Below are 14,837 nucleotides of genomic sequence, written 5' to 3'. Positions count from 1 at the left end.
CGCGTGACCCTCGGCGTCTGTCTCGCGTGACGGACGCCGATACATCCGCCTTCGATATACCGACGACAATACAGGCGTGCCCAGACACGCCGAGAGGACACCCGACATGCTGGTAATCCCCGCGATCGATCTCAAGGACGGTCAGTGCGTACGCCTGAAGCAAGGCCGCATGGAAGACTCCACCAACTACGGCGATGACCCGCTGGCCATGGCCGCGCGCTGGGTCGAGGCCGGTGGCCGTCGTCTGCATCTGGTCGATCTCAACGGTGCCTTCGAAGGCAAACCGGTCAATGGCGACGCCGTGACACGCATCGCCCGCGCCTACCCGGAGCTGCCGATCCAGATCGGTGGTGGCATCCGTGATGCCGCGACCATCGAGCACTATCTGGAAGCCGGCGTCGGCCAGGTCATCATCGGCACCAAGGCCGTGAAGGAACCGGCCTTCGTCGCCGAGATGTGCCGCGCCTTCCCGGGCCGCATCATCGTCGGTCTCGATGCGCGTGACGGCTTCGTGGCCACCGATGGCTGGGCCGAAGTCTCCACCATCAAGGCCACCGAGCTGGCCAAGCGCTTCGCCAACGACGGCGTGTCCTCCATCGTCTACACCGACATCGCCCGCGACGGCATGATGCAGGGCGTCAACATCGAAGCCACCGTGGCACTGGCCCGCGAAGGCGGTATCCCGGTGATCGCGTCCGGCGGCGTGACCAACCTGGATGACATCCGCGGCCTGGCCGAAGTGGCCGATCAGGGCATCCTCGGTGCCATCACCGGCCGCGCCATCTATGAAGGCAGCCTGGATATCGCCGAAGCGCAGGCGCTGTCCGACTCCATCACCGGCCGCAAGGCCTGAGGGGAGCGATCATGGCACTCGCCAAACGCATCATTCCGTGTCTGGACGTCGACGCCGGTCGTGTCGTGAAGGGCGTCAACTTCGTCGGTATCCGCGATGCCGGTGACCCGGTCGAGGTCGCCAAGCGCTACAACGAGCAAGGCGCCGACGAGATCACCTTCCTCGACATCACCGCCAGCGTCGACAACCGTGGCACCACGGTCGACATGGTGTCGCGCATCGCCGGTGAGGTGTTCATCCCGCTGACGGTGGGGGGCGGCATCCGCACCTGTGAAGACATTCGCACCATGCTGAATGCCGGCGCGGACAAGGTCTCGATCAACACCGCGGCCGTGTTCAACCCGGACTTCGTGCGTGAAGCCGCGGAACGCTTCGGCAGCCAGTGCATCGTGGTCGCCATCGACGCCAAGCGCGTCAGCCAGGACGGCGAGACACCGCGCTGGGAGATCTTCACCCACGGCGGCCGCAAGCCGACCGGACTCGACGCCGTCGAGTGGGCGAAGAAGATGGTCGAGCTGGGCGCCGGCGAGCTGCTGCTGACCAGCATGGACCGCGATGGCACCAAGGCCGGTTTCGATCTCGGCGTGACACGCGCCATCTCCGACGCCGTCAGCGTGCCAGTGATCGCCTCCGGCGGCGTCGGCACCCTCGACCATCTGGTGGATGGCGTGCTCGAAGGCGGTGCGGATGCGGTGCTGGCCGCCAGCATCTTCCACTTCGCCGAGTACACGATCCCCCAGGCCAAGGCGCATATGGCCGCACGCGGTATCGAGATGCGCCTGTAAGCGCAGCCGCAGGTAGTTCAGGCAGAAACGCGAACGCCGCCATATCCTCAGGGAATGGCGGCGTTCTTGTCTGCAGAGAAGCAACTTCGGCTCAGGCGAGAACAGCGCTCAGACGTAGCCCAGCTTCTTCAGTGGCTTGAGCGCCTGCGCGAGTCGCTGGTCAGCAAGCGTCATGATATCCGCGACCAGGTGCTTCTCGGCGGCGGGCAGCATCACGCGCTCCCCGACCCACAGCGCCAGCTCCGCCAGGTCATGCTGATTGCCCAGCCGCGCGGCCGCCTTGTCGAGCAGTTCCGGCTCGCGGCGCCGTCCGTGGCTCGGTGACTCGAGCTCCCGCGCGGCTGCCTCACCCAGCGCCTCGTGCGCCAGTGCCAGCTGGAACATGCGGTACTTGGCCCACTTGCGCAGCCGGTGAGACGTCTCGATCTCACGCTTGCTGGCCACCTGCGCCGCAAGCTTGCTGATGCGATGACGGCTGAATTCCAGCCCGATGTTGAGCTCCTCCACCGTCAGCGGTGCCGCCTGCCAGGCCGCCCGCTCTTCGCTCAACAGCGTCTCGAGCGGCGCGTGATCCAGCTCGCCTTCGGGCTCGCTGAGCGAGGCACTGGTCAGCCCCGGACGCAGCGCATCCAGCAGACGCTGACTGCGCTCATCCACCCAGGCGTAGGCGCGACCATGGGTCTTGCGCAGCATGTGCGCCTCGCGCGGCCCGGCCAATGCCTTGGCGACGGCGCGCGGACGCGCCTGATGCTCACTCACCGTCGACTTGCCCAGCGACTCACGCCGCAGCTGCCACCAGCCGCGCAGCTGCTTGCAGTCGACACGCAGCGCATGCACATCCGCCGCACTCAGCGTCGGCTGCGCGAGACGCTCACGCATGGCGTCCAGACGCGCCTGAATCACGCCATTCAGCGCTGCGTTCATCGGAGAAGAATCCTGCTGACGGGTGTCGCTCATCTGTCTCTCCAACAACGGCTGGCCAGTCATCACTGGCACCAGGATGGCCCGAATCGGGCCGCTCAGTCCTGCAAGGATAGCCCGAGATTGCTGACATCTTCATTGCGGCCCAATTGCTTGAGCGCACGCCAGTCATCGCGGGACAGCTGCGGGGCTTCGACGCTCTCGAGCACGGCGTCCTGGAAATCACGCTCATCGATCATCAACGGATGTTCGCGAATCATGGCTTCCAGCGCTTCCTGCTCGATGCCCTCACCGGCCTGCAGGTCGATCAGCGCGCGCACGCCATCGGCGGACAGACGGCTGATCTTGAGCGCGGCTTCCGGCTCTTCGCTGATCAGCACATCGATGCAGGCGGTCAGCGCCATCACGGCTTCCAGGGCGCGGCGAGCGCCGAAGCTGTCGTCCTCCTCGGCGGGCTCGAAGGCGGTGACCTTCTCGGCCTGCAGCGAGAAATCGATCTTGGCATCGCGCACGCGCAGCTGCTCCCAGACGAGGTCCAGCAGCTTGCGCAGCTCACGCGTGGTGTCCAGCGCGCTGGCCGTGCCATTGGCTTCGGCGTAGAAGCCGGCATTGGGCAGGAGTCGCTCGGTCAGCGCCGCCATGAAGGCAGTACGGCGCACGGGGGCCAGCGCATCAAGGCGCGCACGGAAACCGGATACAGGCTGAGTCATGACGGCTCTATTCTCACTTCACTATTCAATATGCGGCGTTCGCGCTGGCGTCTTGGCTCCGCCAGCCGCGATGTCACCGGAGGTCGCTATAGGGTATGCGATAGGATAGGCGAAAGGGTAGCGCCCGCGCGTGGCCGGATGAACACGCTCCCGCTCGAGCGCTGCCGTGCTGCCGCACACCTCAGGGCCACAGGCACTCCGTCGGCACGCGGCCGGCACCATCGAACAGGATGCCTTCGCTGCGCAGCTTTTCCCGCTGGCGCACTGCCCCGCCGTGCTCGGTGACCTTGAGCGAGGCGTTGATCACGCGATGCCACGGCATCTGATGGCCATCTGGCAGGTGACGCATCGCCGAGCCGACCATGCGCGCGCTGGCGCCATCGGTCATCTTGGCGATACGTCCGTAGGTGGTGATGCGGCCTTCGGGAATCTGCGCCACCACGGTGTAGATCTGTTCGAGCAGTTCGGCCCGCATGCGGTTCTCTCCTTGTCGTGTCGCGGCTGGCTCGCCCGGTTGCAGGTACTGAGATCATGGCACTGAGACGCAGGTACAGAGATGCAAACACTGGGGTCTTTACGCTGACATGGCGCTCACGCATGATGAAGACATGCATCTTTACTTCATACATCAGGGGCAACTCCCTGACACTGAACCAGATTCAGCCGCCGATACCGCAACGCTAGCGCATGACTGGCAGAGTCCGCTACGTCTCAGGGACTGGCTTTTCGGCATGGGACACAGCTTCAACACCAGCTTCCCGCTGGCAGGCGAGGCGCTGCCGGGCATCGATGACTTTCATGCGCTGGTGGTGCTGGATGGACCGCAACGCCTGTCGAGCGCCGCACAGCCCGCCTCGCCCGCCGAACAGCAGTCGCTGCGCCTGCAGCGCAAGTTGATTCGGCGCACGCTGAACAGCAATCGCCCGCTGCTGGGGATTGGCCTGGGGGCGCGACTGATCGCCGAGCAGATGGGGGCGATCGTCTCGTCCGCCGTGGTGCCGCAGCGTCGCTGGGCCACGCTGACGCGCAGCAACGAGTGCCCGCTGGGGCTACCCGCCGAGTTCGAGGCCTTGATGTGGCATGAGGAGATCTGCGGACTGCCGGAAGACTGCGAGCTGCTGGCCAGCAGCGAGCATACGCCAGTGGCCGGCTTCAGCTGGGATGAGGGTCGCGTGGTGGCGCTCAACTTCCATCCGCACATGGATGCGGCGGCCACGCAGGACCGCCTGGCCCGCCACCCCCCGCCCCTGGAGGGCAATGGCGTGCAGTCACGCGAGGCGTTGCTGGAGGACCCGAAGCGCTTTGATCGTCAGGCGGCCCTGCTGGACCGCCTGCTGGTGGACTGGCTGAATGCGTGAGCGCTGACCGGCGCTCGTAAGGGATGTCAGCGCTGCCAGCGGTGATTGGCGCTCCACTCACGCGCGAAGGCAAGGCTGTTGTCCCAGTCGCCGACGTGCAGGAAGGTGCGCTCGTGCTTCTCGAGCTGATAGCGGTACATCGGGTCGTAATACTCGCTGAGCAGCGGCGCCAGCCAGCCTTCATGGGCAATGGGATTGCCGCGCTTGTGCTCCTGGAAGGCGATGTCCTGCATGCGCACCAGACGAGCAAGGCGCGCACTGCCCAGGCGCTTGCGCAGACGCAGCAGCGCCTGACGCAGCTGACGCTGCATCAGGGTCCAGCCGAGGAAGTCACCATAGTGGCGACTGTAGGTGGACCACAGCCCCTCGATATAGTCCTTCTGAATCTGCACCACTCGCCAGTCCAGCGGCATTTCGACGCGGATCAACGGTGCCTGCTCCATCGCGCGCCAGGTGGCGAGCGGAATGTTGACGCTGCCGATGAAGCGCGACTCGTCTTCCATGATGGTCGGCGCTTCATCCTCAAGCGTGAGCATCTCGGCGGCGATGCGGTGCTCGAAGTCGATCTGGCTCGGCGCCGGGAAGGGGTGGCGGCCGAAGGCCGACCCCTTGTGGCGCGCACAGCCTTCCAGGTCGATGCCATTGTCCAGCGCATGGATCAGCTCGGTCTTGGCGCAGCCGGTCAGCCCGCCGATCAACAGCATCGGGGCCTGCTCGGCACGCTCATCGATATGCTGACAGAGCTGCTGACGCATGGCCTTCCAGCCGCCCTCGATGCGCGGACGCTCGATCCCCGCTTCCTGCAGCCACTGCTGACTGAGCTGGGAACGCATGCCGCCGCGGAAGCAATAGAGAATCGCGTCAGGGTGCCGCTCGACGTGCTCGACCCAGGCGCGGATACGTGCGCGCTTGATCCCGCCGCTGACCAGTTGATGGCCAAGATGTACCGCCGATTCCGGGCCGACCTGCTTGTACTGCACCCCGACGCGATGACGCTCCTCATCATCCATCAGCGGCAGATTGACGGCACCCGGCAAGGCACCAGCGGCGAATTCGACCGGCGCGCGCACATCGATCAACGGACGGCCGTCGCGAATCAGGTCGCAGCTGGCCGCCACGGTGGGCAAACTCATGGGCATCTCTCGGCAGACAGAACAGGATTGAGGCAATGGGCGGCGGCTAGCTGACTGGCCGCACCATCAAGGGGCCATATTCTAGCGCAAGCGCGCAGCCGCCCCCAGCCCTGTGCTTTCACGCCAACGGTGGCGTCAGGCGCACCCCCTGCCCCGGCCCGATCCCGGCCGGGCCGAACAGCTGACAATCGGGGCAGGCAGCGGGTTGATCACCGTGCGCGCGATGCGCTTCGGCGACCGAGTCGCGCAGCGAGGCTATCGCCGCCTCGGCGGTATGGAAGTAGTTCTCACGCCCCATGCGCTCGAGGAAGCCACCGCGCTCCATCACTTCCAGCGCGTACATGCGAAAGCCGCACATGCTGAGACTGCCGCCGGCATCGCGCAGGCGATGCTGCTCGATCTCGAGCATCTCGGCGCCCGCAATATCGATGAAGTTGCAGCCGGTGCCCAGCAGAATGACGTGCTTGCCGGTATAGCGCGCCAGCTTGCGCTGGACGTGGTCGACCGCCCCGAAGAACAGCGAACCATCCACGCGCAGAATCACCACTTCCCGGCACTGGGCCAGCTGATAACGCTCGGCATTGCGCACCCCAAGCTCCGGATGCTCCGGGTCTGGTGCCATCTCGACCAGCCGTGGCCGTGAGGTGCGGTTCAGATACAGCACCAGCGAGACCAGCACCCCGGCGAAGATGGCGAACTCCAGCGGCAACAGCAGGGTAGCGAGGAAGGTGATCACCAGCACCACCGCCTCTTCGCGGCTGACGGCCAGAATCTGACGGATATGACCGACTTCGATCAGGTTGGCGGCGATCACCATGATCAGGCCCGCCATCGCCGGCAACGGCAGCCAGGCGGTCACGTCAGGCACCAGCAACAGCACCGCCAGCACGATCAGTGCCGCCACCACCACCGACAGCGGGGTGCGGGCGCCGGCATCATAGTTGGCACCGGAGCGCGTGAAGGAGCCGGAGCCGGCAAAGCACGAGAAGAAACTGCCCGCCAGATTCGACAAGCCCTGACCGATGAACTCCTGGTTGCCATCGATACGCTGATGCGAGCGCACGCCGATGGCGCGCGCGATGGAGACCGCCTCGATCAAACCGAGCACCGCCAGCGCGAAGGCCGCCCCACCCAGCGAGCGCAGGATGTCAAAGCCCAGCGGCGGCAGGGTAAACGGCGGCAGACTGCCGGACAGGGCGCCGACCATCGGGATACCTGCCGCGCTGCCACCGAGCAATGCCGCGACACCGCAGCCGACAGCCATCGCCACCAGCATCCACGGCAGCTTGCGATTCAGCCGCCGAACCAGCACGGCCGTGAGCAAGGTGCTGAGTCCCGTGATCAACGTGGCCCACGAGGTATCGCCCAGATGCCCGAGCAGCGCCCACCAGGTGCCGAGAAAGCTCGAGGCATCGCCAAGCGCGATGCCGAACAGATGCTTGAGCTGACTGGTGGCGATCAAGACCCCGGCGCCGGCGGTGAAGCCGATCACCACCGTATGCGAGATGAGATTGACCAGCGCCCCCATGCGCATCAGCCCCAACGACAGCTGGATGATGCCGACCATGCAGGTCAGCGCCAGCACCAGCGGCAAGTATTCGGGACTGCCCGGCGCGGCCAGGGTCGAGACAGTGCCGAACACCACCATCGAGATCGCCGCGGCCGGGCCACTGACCATATGCCGCGAACTGCCGAACAGGCCGGCGATGATCGCCACCACGATGGCGGCATACAGCCCATGCGCCGGTGGCAGGCCGGCGATCAACGCATAGGCTACCCCCTGGGGCAGCACCAGCACCGCGCCACTCAGGCCCGCGATCAGATCAGAACGCGCATCCCCGGGCGACAGCTGACGCATCCAGCCGAGAAAGGGCAACAGTCGCGACAGACGATAGGCCGCGGCACTGGTGTGCTCGGGCCCCTCTGCCGTCTCGGTAGATTCGGGAGATTCGGGGGGCGGCGAGGAAGGAGGCGGAGTATCAGCGGACAAGAAGTATCTCCGTGGCGAGGCAGGAAAGAAGTCGTCAACCGGTAGCCGCAATATCCCTGAACGTACTCGGGACAGGCTTGAAACCAGCGGTGATAAGTCTATCGCTGAAATCACTAATGAAACAGGGCCGCCACATACCCGATAACGACCTGTGCCCCTGCGGTCCTCTCACTATAAAGACATACGCTGAAGAGACATGATCAAGAAACACGGCGACGAGACACGATAACGAGATACGAAGAGAGACGAGAAGACACGGCGCTGGCCATGCCGCGCCCGAGCAGTGACAATACCCTTTCCTGACACCGCTGCGGACCCTGACGCCATGACCACCGACGCTACGCCGACCGATACCACGACTCCCGAGACGGCGGGTGGCTATACCCCGCCGCTGGATGCCAGCGAAGCCGAGGCCATCGACGCCACTCGCCAGTGGGTCGAGACGCACATCATCGCTGACAATCTTTGCCCGTTTGCCGCGCGCGAGATGGCACGCAACAGCATCCAGTATGCCGTGGTGCCCGGCGCAGGGCTCGAGCGCTGCCTGCAGGCACTCGGCGACGAGCTGCTGAACCTGGACGCCAATCGCGACGCCGAGACGACGCTGGTGATCTTCAAGGACGGCTTCCGCGACTTCGATACCTACCTCGAGCTGCTCGACTATGCCGAGGCGCTGCTCGAGATGCAGGGCTACGAAGGCATCTATCAGCTGGCCAGCTTCCACCCGGAATACGTGTTCGAGGACACCGAGGAAGACGACGCGGCCAACTACACCAACCGCTCGCCCTACCCGATGCTGCACCTGCTGCGCGAGAGCTCGGTCGAAGCCGCCATCAATGCCTACGCAGGCGATGTCGAAGAGGTTCCGGGGCGCAATGAAGAACTCATGCGAGAGCGCGGTGTCGAGCTTCTGGTCTCACGCCTCAAGGCCTGTGCTCACGCCGCCCGCCAGGCTGACAAGCAGGGCTGACAAGCAGGGCTGACAAGCAGGACTGACAAGACAGACTGAGCTTCGTGCTCGGAGAAAACTCCATACGAACAAGGCCAGCCGCGAGGCTGGCCTTGTTCGTTGCATGCAGCATCACACCACGATGTCCCCGTGCGGCAGGCTCACGCGCCAGGCGCAGGGGTCACAGGGCTTCCAGCGCCTGGGACAGCTTGTCGACCGCCACGATGGTCATGCCCTTGGGCGGATTCTTGGGGGCATTGCCCTTGGGCACGATGGCGCGCGTGAAGCCATGCTTGGCGGCCTCGACGATGCGCTCCTGACCACTCGGCACCGGACGGATCTCGCCGGACAGTCCCACCTCGCCGAACACCACCAGCTCACGCGGCAGCGGACGGTTCTGCAGACTGGAGACCACCGCACACAGCACCGCGAGGTCGGCGCTGGTCTCGAGCACCTTGACCCCGCCGACCACGTTCAGGAAGACATCCTGATCGCCGGTGAACAGGCCGCCATGCTTGTTGAGCACTGCCAGCAGCATCGACAGACGATTGCCGTCCAGGCCGACGGCGACACGGCGGGGATTGCCCAGCGGCGAGTCATCCAGCAAGGCCTGCACTTCGATCAGGATCGGTCGCGTGCCCTCCCACACCACCATCACCAGACTGCCGGAGGATTGCTCCTCGCTGCGCGACAGGAAGATCGCGCTGGGGTTCTTCACCTCCTTCAGACCCAGCTCGACCATGGCGAACACGCCCAGCTCGTTGACCGCACCGAAGCGGTTCTTCTGGCCACGCAGCGTGCGGAAGCGCGAATCGCCATCGCCCTCCAGCAGCAGGGAGGCGTCGATCATGTGCTCCAGCACCTTGGGCCCGGCCAGCGAGCCGTCCTTGGTCACGTGGCCGACCAGCAGCAGCACGGTGTTGGTTCGCTTGGCGAAGCGGGTCAGCGCGGCGGCGGACTCACGCACCTGCGAGACACCCCCCGGCGCGGATGACAGATCCTCCAGATGCATGGTCTGGATGGAGTCGATGATCAGCACCTCGGGCTTTTCGCGCTCGGCGGTGGCCAGAATCGTCTCGACGCTGGTCTCGGCCAGCATCTTGAGGCCCTGGGTCGGCAGCTGCAGACGATGGGCGCGCATCGCCACCTGCGACAGCGACTCCTCACCGGTGACATAGAGTGAGCGCTTCTGCTGGGCGAGCTTGCAGGCGGTCTGCAGCAGCAGCGTCGACTTGCCGGCCCCCGGGTGGCCACCGAGCAGCACGGCGGAACCCGGCACCAGCCCGCCGCCCAGCACGCGGTCGAACTCGCCGAAGGTCGAGGAGAAGCGCGGCACCTCGGCCAGCGAGACATTGGAAAGATCGGTCACGTTGTCGCTGAGCGTGCCGGCGTAGCCGCCCCGCCCATTGCTGGCGCTACGCGCAGCACCACCGGCGACGGCTCCCGCAGCGGGGGCGGCGCCGGGCAATACCGTGGCGCCGACGCGGATTTCCTGCAGGGTGTTCCACTCGCGGCAGCCGCTGCACTGGCCCTGCCACTTCGAGAATTCGCTACCGCATTCGGTACATACGAAGGCGCTCTTTGCTTTCGCCATCAGACAATCCTGTCGGGAAGAAATGATTCTCGGCGCCGCAGCGGAGTGTCGTCAGCCGCGGATTTCCAACGGCCAGACACAAGGAAGGCGGCTTGCGCCGCCTTCCTTGTGCTCACGATCGCCTTGTGGCGCACGGCACGCTTACTGGCGCTTGAGGCGCAGTGTCTCACCGTTCTGGAAGCGACGCTTCTGCGGGTCGACCAGCTCCAGGGTCTGGGCATCCAGACGCAGGAAGTAGTAGGTCTGGCCTTCGCCGTCCGGCGTCAGCTCATAGACGGTCGCGTTCGGGTCCGTCACGGTGCCGGACAGCACGTCCCACTGGCCTTCGTAATGCTCCGGATCCGGCTGCTGCGGATGATCACGATAGGTGGCATCGAGACTGAAGGTACGCTCATCCTGGGCTGCCTCTTCGGCGCCCTTGAGGCGTACATCGAGGTCAATGCCCGTGCAACGACGACACGGCAGGGTGCCCTTGTAGACGGCAACCTGCTCGCTGGCTGTCTCGGTGGCGCTGTTGTCAGCGGCACCGTCATTGGTCTGGGCCGTTGATGCGCACCCGGCGAGACCGACCATCAGCGCGGCTCCCACCATCAGAGTCCTGATCTGCATTGAATCCTCCTTAAGGCGATGACTCGATAGCAGCGTCAGCGCTATCGACGGCGAGCGGTCTACCCGCTTTGGCAGGCAGACCGCTCACAAGCTTCCATGCTCAAGAATAGCGGGTATCCGCCCCGAGAGGCCACCCCCGATGGCGTTTATCGAACACCATTCGCTAAATCGTGTCGGCCTCAGCCGCGGCGATCATGGCCATTGTCGAGAAACGGATAGTCGGTGTAACCCTTGGCGCCACCACCGTAGAAGGTGTCCGGGTCCTGCTCGTTGAGTTCAGCCCCGAGGCGAATGCGCTCGACCAGGTCCGGGTTGGCGATATACGGGCGCCCGATGGCGACGGCATCCGCGATGCCCTCATCGATGATGCGTGCCGCGCTCTCACCGTCGTAATGGCCGCAGAAGATCAGCGCGCCCGTGACGCGCTCGCGCAGGGCACGACGGAAGTCATCGCTGAACTTGATTTCGCCACCGGCCCAGTCCGGCTCGTTGACGTGCACATAGGCGATGCCACGTCTGGAGAGCTGCTCGGCCATGTAGAAGGCCATCTCTTCCGGCTCGTCATCGGTCAGACCGAAGATCTCGATGAAGGGCGTCAGGCGGATGCCGGTACGCTCAGGGCCGAAGACTTCGGCGACGGCATCGACGACTTCCAGCGTCAGGCGCGCACGGTTCTCGACCGAGCCACCGTACTGGTCAGTGCGCTGATTGGTGCCGGTGGCCATGAACTGGTTGAGCAGATAGGCGTTGGCGGCGTGCACCTCGATCATGTCGAAACCGGCACGCTTGGCGCGCACGGCGGCCTGGCGATAGTCCTCGATCAGCTGGGGTATCTCGTCCGTTTCCAGGGCGCGCGGCGTACTGGTGGGGTGACGTCCGCTGGTGCCGTCCTCGAACTCGACGAAGCACTGGGCGCCTTCACCACGCAGGGCGCTCGGCGCGACCGGCTGCTGGCCGTCCGGCTGCACCATCTCATGCGAGACACGCCCGACGTGCCACAGCTGCAGCGCCATGCGTCCGCCCTTGGCGTGCACCGCCTGGACGACGCCCTTCCAGCCCGCTTCCTGCTCATCGGTCCAGATGCCCGGCGTGTAGACATAGCCACGTGCGGTGGGCGAGATATTGGTCGCCTCGCTGATGATCAGGCCGGCACCGGCACGCTGACCGTAATAGGCCTGCTGCAGCTCACCGGGCACGCTGTCGGGGGTACGAGCACGTGTCAGCGGTGCCATCAGGATGCGGTTGGGCAGGGTCAGATCACCGAGCTTGACCGGATCGAGCAGGGTATCGGCGTACGGGGCATTGGTGTTGGCAGTCATCGGGACTCCTTGAATTGCAGGTCTTCACCCAGCGTCGTCATCGTGCAAGGTCGCGCGAGCTGGGCAAACATGCCTGTGACATGCGGCACACCACGCGCTGCTTCAAGCATGCGCATCGCACGAGAATAATGCTGGCATGGCAACAATGGGTGAGGCCCGCCGTGCGGCTACTCTTGGGCTTCTTTCAACACCACTCTCGATAGCCCTTCCAACACTCTCTCCCGACAGTTCTTCGCAACAGTCTCTCGACGGTCCTTCGCAACAGACTTTCGCAACAGCCTTCAATCACCGCTCCAATGCCCCTCATGACTCACTCAGAGCGCATGCCGGTGCTTGTACCGCGACGATCCAGCGGGCAACATGAAAAGCATCCATGACACGGGTCATGCACTGTCACCAGCGGCGAGAAATCATGAGCAAGTACTGGAGCCCCCAGGTCCACGACCTGACCCCCTACGTCCCCGGCGAACAACCGCGTGAGCAGCTGATCAAGCTGAACACCAACGAGAACCCCTATCCGCCGGCGCCCGCCGTGGAGCAGACGCTGCGCGAGTTCAATGCCTCTGATCTGCGCCGCTACCCGGACCCGAGCTCCAGCTCGCTGCGCGCCGCCCTGGCCGATACCTTCCATGTGGCCGCCGAGGAAGTCTTCGTCGGCAATGGCTCCGATGAGGTGCTGGCGCTGGCCTTCCAGGCATTCTTCCGTCAGAACAAGCCGCTGCTGCTGCCGTCCATCAGCTACAGCTTCTACCCGGTCTACTGCCGCATGTATGGCATCGAGTCGCGCAGCATCGCGCTGACCGACAACTGGGAAGTCGACCTGGAAGCCTTCGGCAACGACAATGGCGGCATCATCTTCGCCAACCCCAACGCCCCGACAGGGCATGGCCATGGCCGCAAGGCGATTGCCGCGCTGCTGGAGCGCAATCCACAGAGCGTGGTGCTGGTCGACGAGGCCTACGTGGACTTCGGTGGCGAAAGCGCCATCCCGCTGATTCATCAGTATCCGAATCTGGTCGTGACAGGCACTTTCTCGAAGTCGCGCAGCCTGGCGGGCATTCGTCTTGGCTATGCCGTGGCCTCGCGTGAGCTGATCGAGGGTCTGGAGCGCGTGAAGGACTCCTTCAACTCCTACCCCATCGATCGCCTGGCCGAACAGGTCGGCGTCGCCGCGCTCAGTGATCCCGACTATTTCGATGAGTGCCGCACGCGGGTCATCACCACCCGCGAGCAGACGCGCGATCGCATGGCCGCGCTGGGCTTCGAGATCCTGCCCTCGCAGACCAACTTCGTGCTGGCGACTCACCCGACCCACGATGCCGGCAAGCTGTTCATCGGCCTGCGCGAACAGGGCATCCTGGTGCGCCACTTCAACACCGACGCACTTCGTGACTATCTGCGCATCAGCATCGGTACCGATGCCGAGATGGACAGCCTGATCGAAGCCCTGGAAACCCTGTGTCGCTGAGATAGCGCATGGCCTGGCCAGTGATTGCTCCAATCAAAGAAGGCGCCCAGTGGGCGCCTTCTTTCATCAGGATGTCACTCAGGAGTTCACCGCACCGCTCATCCACACAGCTCATCACACAGCTCGTCGTACTGTTCATCGCACCGAACACTCTGCAGGAGCACAACATGACAACGGACAGTCTCGCCATGGCTTCAGACGCCACCTCGACACCCCGCCTGCCTCTGACGCGAGTCCATCACGTGGCGCTCATCACCGCTGATTACCCTCGCGCCAGGCGCTTTTATCTCGAGGTCATGGATGCGCAGGTGATCAACGAGGCCTATCGTGAGGCCCGCGACAGCTACAAGCTCGATCTGCGCCTGCCGGGCGGCATCCAGCTGGAGCTGTTCTCCTTCCCCTCGCCGCCTGAGCGCCCCAGCTATCCGGAAGCCTGTGGCCTTCGTCACCTGGCGCTGGCGACGGAAGACATCGATACCTGTGTCGAGCTGCTGATCGCGCGTGGCGCCTCGCCAGAGCCGATACGTGTCGATGAATACACCGGCGCTCGCTTCACCTTCCTGGCAGACCCTGACGGTACGCCCATCGAACTCTACGAAGTCGCGCCCTGATGTGATGGCGCACTGAAACTTCACTGGCCCTGAAGATAAAAGGCCCGAAGACAAAAGGCACCTGTCGAAAAATCGACAGGGGCCTTCTTGTGTCATGTGCACGTTGCTTGGGCAGAGCTCTTTTCTTTCGCCCACTGCTTTTACTGCGCGCAAAGAGAACCGCCCCTGCAGCAAGGCTGCAGGGGCGGTTCGGTATAAGTGCCTGACGAGGATCGGGGCGGCCCTCCGCTGCTCTTGCAGGGAGAAACTGTTCTTGCGCCAACGTTTCCTGAGCACAACTTTTTCTCACCACAAAGAGAACCGCCCCTGTAGCAAGGCTACAGGGGCGGTTCGGTATAAGTGCCTGACGATGACCTACTCTCACATGGAGAAACTCCACACTACCATCGGCGCTAAGCGGTTTCACTTCCGAGTTCGGCATGGGATCGGGTGGTTCACGCTCGCTATGGTCGTCAGGCGAAACGGTGGCATCTTGCGATGCCTGAGTCTCGAGGCTTGTGGCCTCGCGACTCGCAATATGAATCATGCTGACCGATA

The 14,837-nt window shown here is 64.4% G+C and carries 14 protein-coding genes and 1 rRNA gene; 6 read left to right on the top strand and 9 right to left on the bottom strand.

Annotated elements, in window-relative coordinates; translation table 11 throughout:
- Positions 1 to 106 precede the first annotated feature (106 nt).
- Both hisA and hisF read left to right on the top strand, forming a co-directional pair.
- Entirely contained in the window at positions 107 to 853 is a 747-nt protein-coding gene (gene hisA, locus AOG28_RS02390; RefSeq protein ID WP_043336722.1) for a 1-(5-phosphoribosyl)-5-[(5-phosphoribosylamino)methylideneamino]imidazole-4-carboxamide isomerase, read from the top strand.
- 11 nt (positions 854 to 864) lie between these two features.
- The gene (gene hisF, locus AOG28_RS02385; protein WP_043336726.1) at positions 865 to 1,638 is read left to right on the top strand and encodes an imidazole glycerol phosphate synthase subunit HisF; all 774 of its coding nucleotides are present in this window, start codon (positions 865 to 867) and stop codon (positions 1,636 to 1,638) included.
- Positions 1,639 to 1,746: 108 nt separating this feature from the next.
- On the opposite strand, the gene AOG28_RS02380 is transcribed toward hisF, so the two are convergent.
- The 3 genes from AOG28_RS02380 to AOG28_RS02370 form a co-directional block, all read right to left on the bottom strand.
- Positions 1,747 to 2,595: a CHAD domain-containing protein gene (locus AOG28_RS02380; protein ID WP_160317844.1), complete on the bottom strand. Its 849-nt coding sequence runs from the start codon at positions 2,593 to 2,595 to the stop codon at positions 1,747 to 1,749.
- A gap of 62 nt (positions 2,596 to 2,657) precedes the next feature.
- Complete coding sequence (locus tag AOG28_RS02375; RefSeq protein ID WP_054555215.1) at positions 2,658 to 3,269, bottom strand: YjaG family protein; 612 nt, start codon at positions 3,267 to 3,269, stop codon at positions 2,658 to 2,660.
- Positions 3,270 to 3,450: 181 nt separating this feature from the next.
- Positions 3,451 to 3,744: an MGMT family protein gene (locus AOG28_RS02370; RefSeq protein WP_054555214.1), complete on the bottom strand. Its 294-nt coding sequence runs from the start codon at positions 3,742 to 3,744 to the stop codon at positions 3,451 to 3,453.
- A 256-nt stretch (positions 3,745 to 4,000) separates the two neighbouring features.
- Here AOG28_RS02370 and AOG28_RS02365 point away from each other — a divergent pair, with 256 nt between their 5' ends.
- The gene (locus tag AOG28_RS02365) at positions 4,001 to 4,627 is read left to right on the top strand and encodes a type 1 glutamine amidotransferase (RefSeq protein ID WP_054555213.1); all 627 of its coding nucleotides are present in this window, start codon (positions 4,001 to 4,003) and stop codon (positions 4,625 to 4,627) included.
- A 26-nt stretch (positions 4,628 to 4,653) separates the two neighbouring features.
- On the opposite strand, the gene mnmH is transcribed toward AOG28_RS02365, so the two are convergent.
- Together mnmH and AOG28_RS02355 are read right to left on the bottom strand one after the other, a co-directional pair.
- Positions 4,654 to 5,760 carry a tRNA 2-selenouridine(34) synthase MnmH gene (gene mnmH, locus AOG28_RS02360; protein ID WP_043336739.1) on the bottom strand — a complete coding sequence of 369 codons (1,107 nt, stop codon included), beginning with the start codon at positions 5,758 to 5,760 and terminating at the stop codon, positions 4,654 to 4,656.
- 118 nt (positions 5,761 to 5,878) lie between these two features.
- Positions 5,879 to 7,750: a SulP family inorganic anion transporter gene (locus tag AOG28_RS02355; RefSeq protein WP_152965310.1), complete on the bottom strand. Its 1,872-nt coding sequence runs from the start codon at positions 7,748 to 7,750 to the stop codon at positions 5,879 to 5,881.
- Between the two features lie 325 nt (positions 7,751 to 8,075).
- Here AOG28_RS02355 and AOG28_RS02350 point away from each other — a divergent pair, with 325 nt between their 5' ends.
- Positions 8,076 to 8,720: a DUF1415 domain-containing protein gene (locus AOG28_RS02350; protein WP_082388164.1), complete on the top strand. Its 645-nt coding sequence runs from the start codon at positions 8,076 to 8,078 to the stop codon at positions 8,718 to 8,720.
- A gap of 160 nt (positions 8,721 to 8,880) precedes the next feature.
- Here the strand turns inward: AOG28_RS02350 and radA are convergent, their stop codons facing one another.
- From radA to AOG28_RS02335, 3 genes are all read right to left on the bottom strand, one after another.
- On the bottom strand, positions 8,881 to 10,293 hold the full coding sequence (gene radA / locus AOG28_RS02345; RefSeq protein ID WP_054555212.1) for a DNA repair protein RadA: 1,413 nt from the start codon (positions 10,291 to 10,293) through the stop codon (positions 8,881 to 8,883).
- 141 nt (positions 10,294 to 10,434) lie between these two features.
- Positions 10,435 to 10,902: a copper resistance protein NlpE N-terminal domain-containing protein gene (locus tag AOG28_RS02340; protein ID WP_043336742.1), complete on the bottom strand. Its 468-nt coding sequence runs from the start codon at positions 10,900 to 10,902 to the stop codon at positions 10,435 to 10,437.
- Positions 10,903 to 11,081: 179 nt separating this feature from the next.
- The gene (locus AOG28_RS02335) at positions 11,082 to 12,221 is read right to left on the bottom strand and encodes an alkene reductase (protein ID WP_054555211.1); all 1,140 of its coding nucleotides are present in this window, start codon (positions 12,219 to 12,221) and stop codon (positions 11,082 to 11,084) included.
- Between the two features lie 412 nt (positions 12,222 to 12,633).
- Here AOG28_RS02335 and hisC point away from each other — a divergent pair, with 412 nt between their 5' ends.
- Positions 12,634 to 13,689: a histidinol-phosphate transaminase gene (gene hisC / locus AOG28_RS02330; RefSeq protein ID WP_054555405.1), complete on the top strand. Its 1,056-nt coding sequence runs from the start codon at positions 12,634 to 12,636 to the stop codon at positions 13,687 to 13,689.
- Between the two features lie 167 nt (positions 13,690 to 13,856).
- Positions 13,857 to 14,300: an SMU1112c/YaeR family gloxylase I-like metalloprotein gene (gloA2, locus tag AOG28_RS02325; protein WP_235506918.1), complete on the top strand. Its 444-nt coding sequence runs from the start codon at positions 13,857 to 13,859 to the stop codon at positions 14,298 to 14,300.
- Positions 14,301 to 14,641: 341 nt separating this feature from the next.
- Here gloA2 and rrf read toward each other — a convergent pair.
- Positions 14,642 to 14,757: ribosomal RNA gene (gene rrf, locus AOG28_RS02320) — 5S ribosomal RNA — on the bottom strand.
- Between the last annotated feature and the right edge of the window lie 80 nt (positions 14,758 to 14,837).

It is taken from the genome of Cobetia sp. UCD-24C, from assembly GCF_001306765.1.
Lineage (GTDB): Bacteria > Pseudomonadota > Gammaproteobacteria > Pseudomonadales > Halomonadaceae > Cobetia > Cobetia amphilecti.
The sequence above is the reverse complement of the archived record's forward strand: the minus strand, read 5'-3'. Positions and strand labels throughout refer to the sequence as shown.

Excerpts from the sequence above, each read along its gene's own strand:
- mnmH (WP_043336739.1), bottom strand. The coding sequence starts at position 5,760 with ATGAGTTTGCCCACCGTGGCGGCCAGCTGCGACCTGATTCGCGACGGC.
- AOG28_RS02380 (WP_160317844.1), bottom strand. The coding sequence starts at position 2,595 with ATGAGCGACACCCGTCAGCAGGATTCTTCTCCGATGAACGCAGCGCTG.
- hisC (WP_054555405.1), top strand. The coding sequence starts at position 12,634 with ATGAGCAAGTACTGGAGCCCCCAGGTCCACGACCTGACCCCCTACGTC.
- gloA2 (WP_235506918.1), top strand. The coding sequence starts at position 13,857 with ATGACAACGGACAGTCTCGCCATGGCTTCAGACGCCACCTCGACACCC.
- AOG28_RS02370 (WP_054555214.1), bottom strand. The coding sequence starts at position 3,744 with ATGCGGGCCGAACTGCTCGAACAGATCTACACCGTGGTGGCGCAGATT.
- AOG28_RS02365 (WP_054555213.1), top strand. The coding sequence starts at position 4,001 with ATGGGACACAGCTTCAACACCAGCTTCCCGCTGGCAGGCGAGGCGCTG.
- AOG28_RS02375 (WP_054555215.1), bottom strand. The coding sequence starts at position 3,269 with ATGACTCAGCCTGTATCCGGTTTCCGTGCGCGCCTTGATGCGCTGGCC.
- AOG28_RS02340 (WP_043336742.1), bottom strand. The coding sequence starts at position 10,902 with ATGCAGATCAGGACTCTGATGGTGGGAGCCGCGCTGATGGTCGGTCTC.
- radA (WP_054555212.1), bottom strand. The coding sequence starts at position 10,293 with ATGGCGAAAGCAAAGAGCGCCTTCGTATGTACCGAATGCGGTAGCGAA.
- AOG28_RS02350 (WP_082388164.1), top strand. The coding sequence starts at position 8,076 with ATGACCACCGACGCTACGCCGACCGATACCACGACTCCCGAGACGGCG.
- hisF (WP_043336726.1), top strand. The coding sequence starts at position 865 with ATGGCACTCGCCAAACGCATCATTCCGTGTCTGGACGTCGACGCCGGT.
- AOG28_RS02335 (WP_054555211.1), bottom strand. The coding sequence starts at position 12,221 with ATGACTGCCAACACCAATGCCCCGTACGCCGATACCCTGCTCGATCCG.
- hisA (WP_043336722.1), top strand. The coding sequence starts at position 107 with ATGCTGGTAATCCCCGCGATCGATCTCAAGGACGGTCAGTGCGTACGC.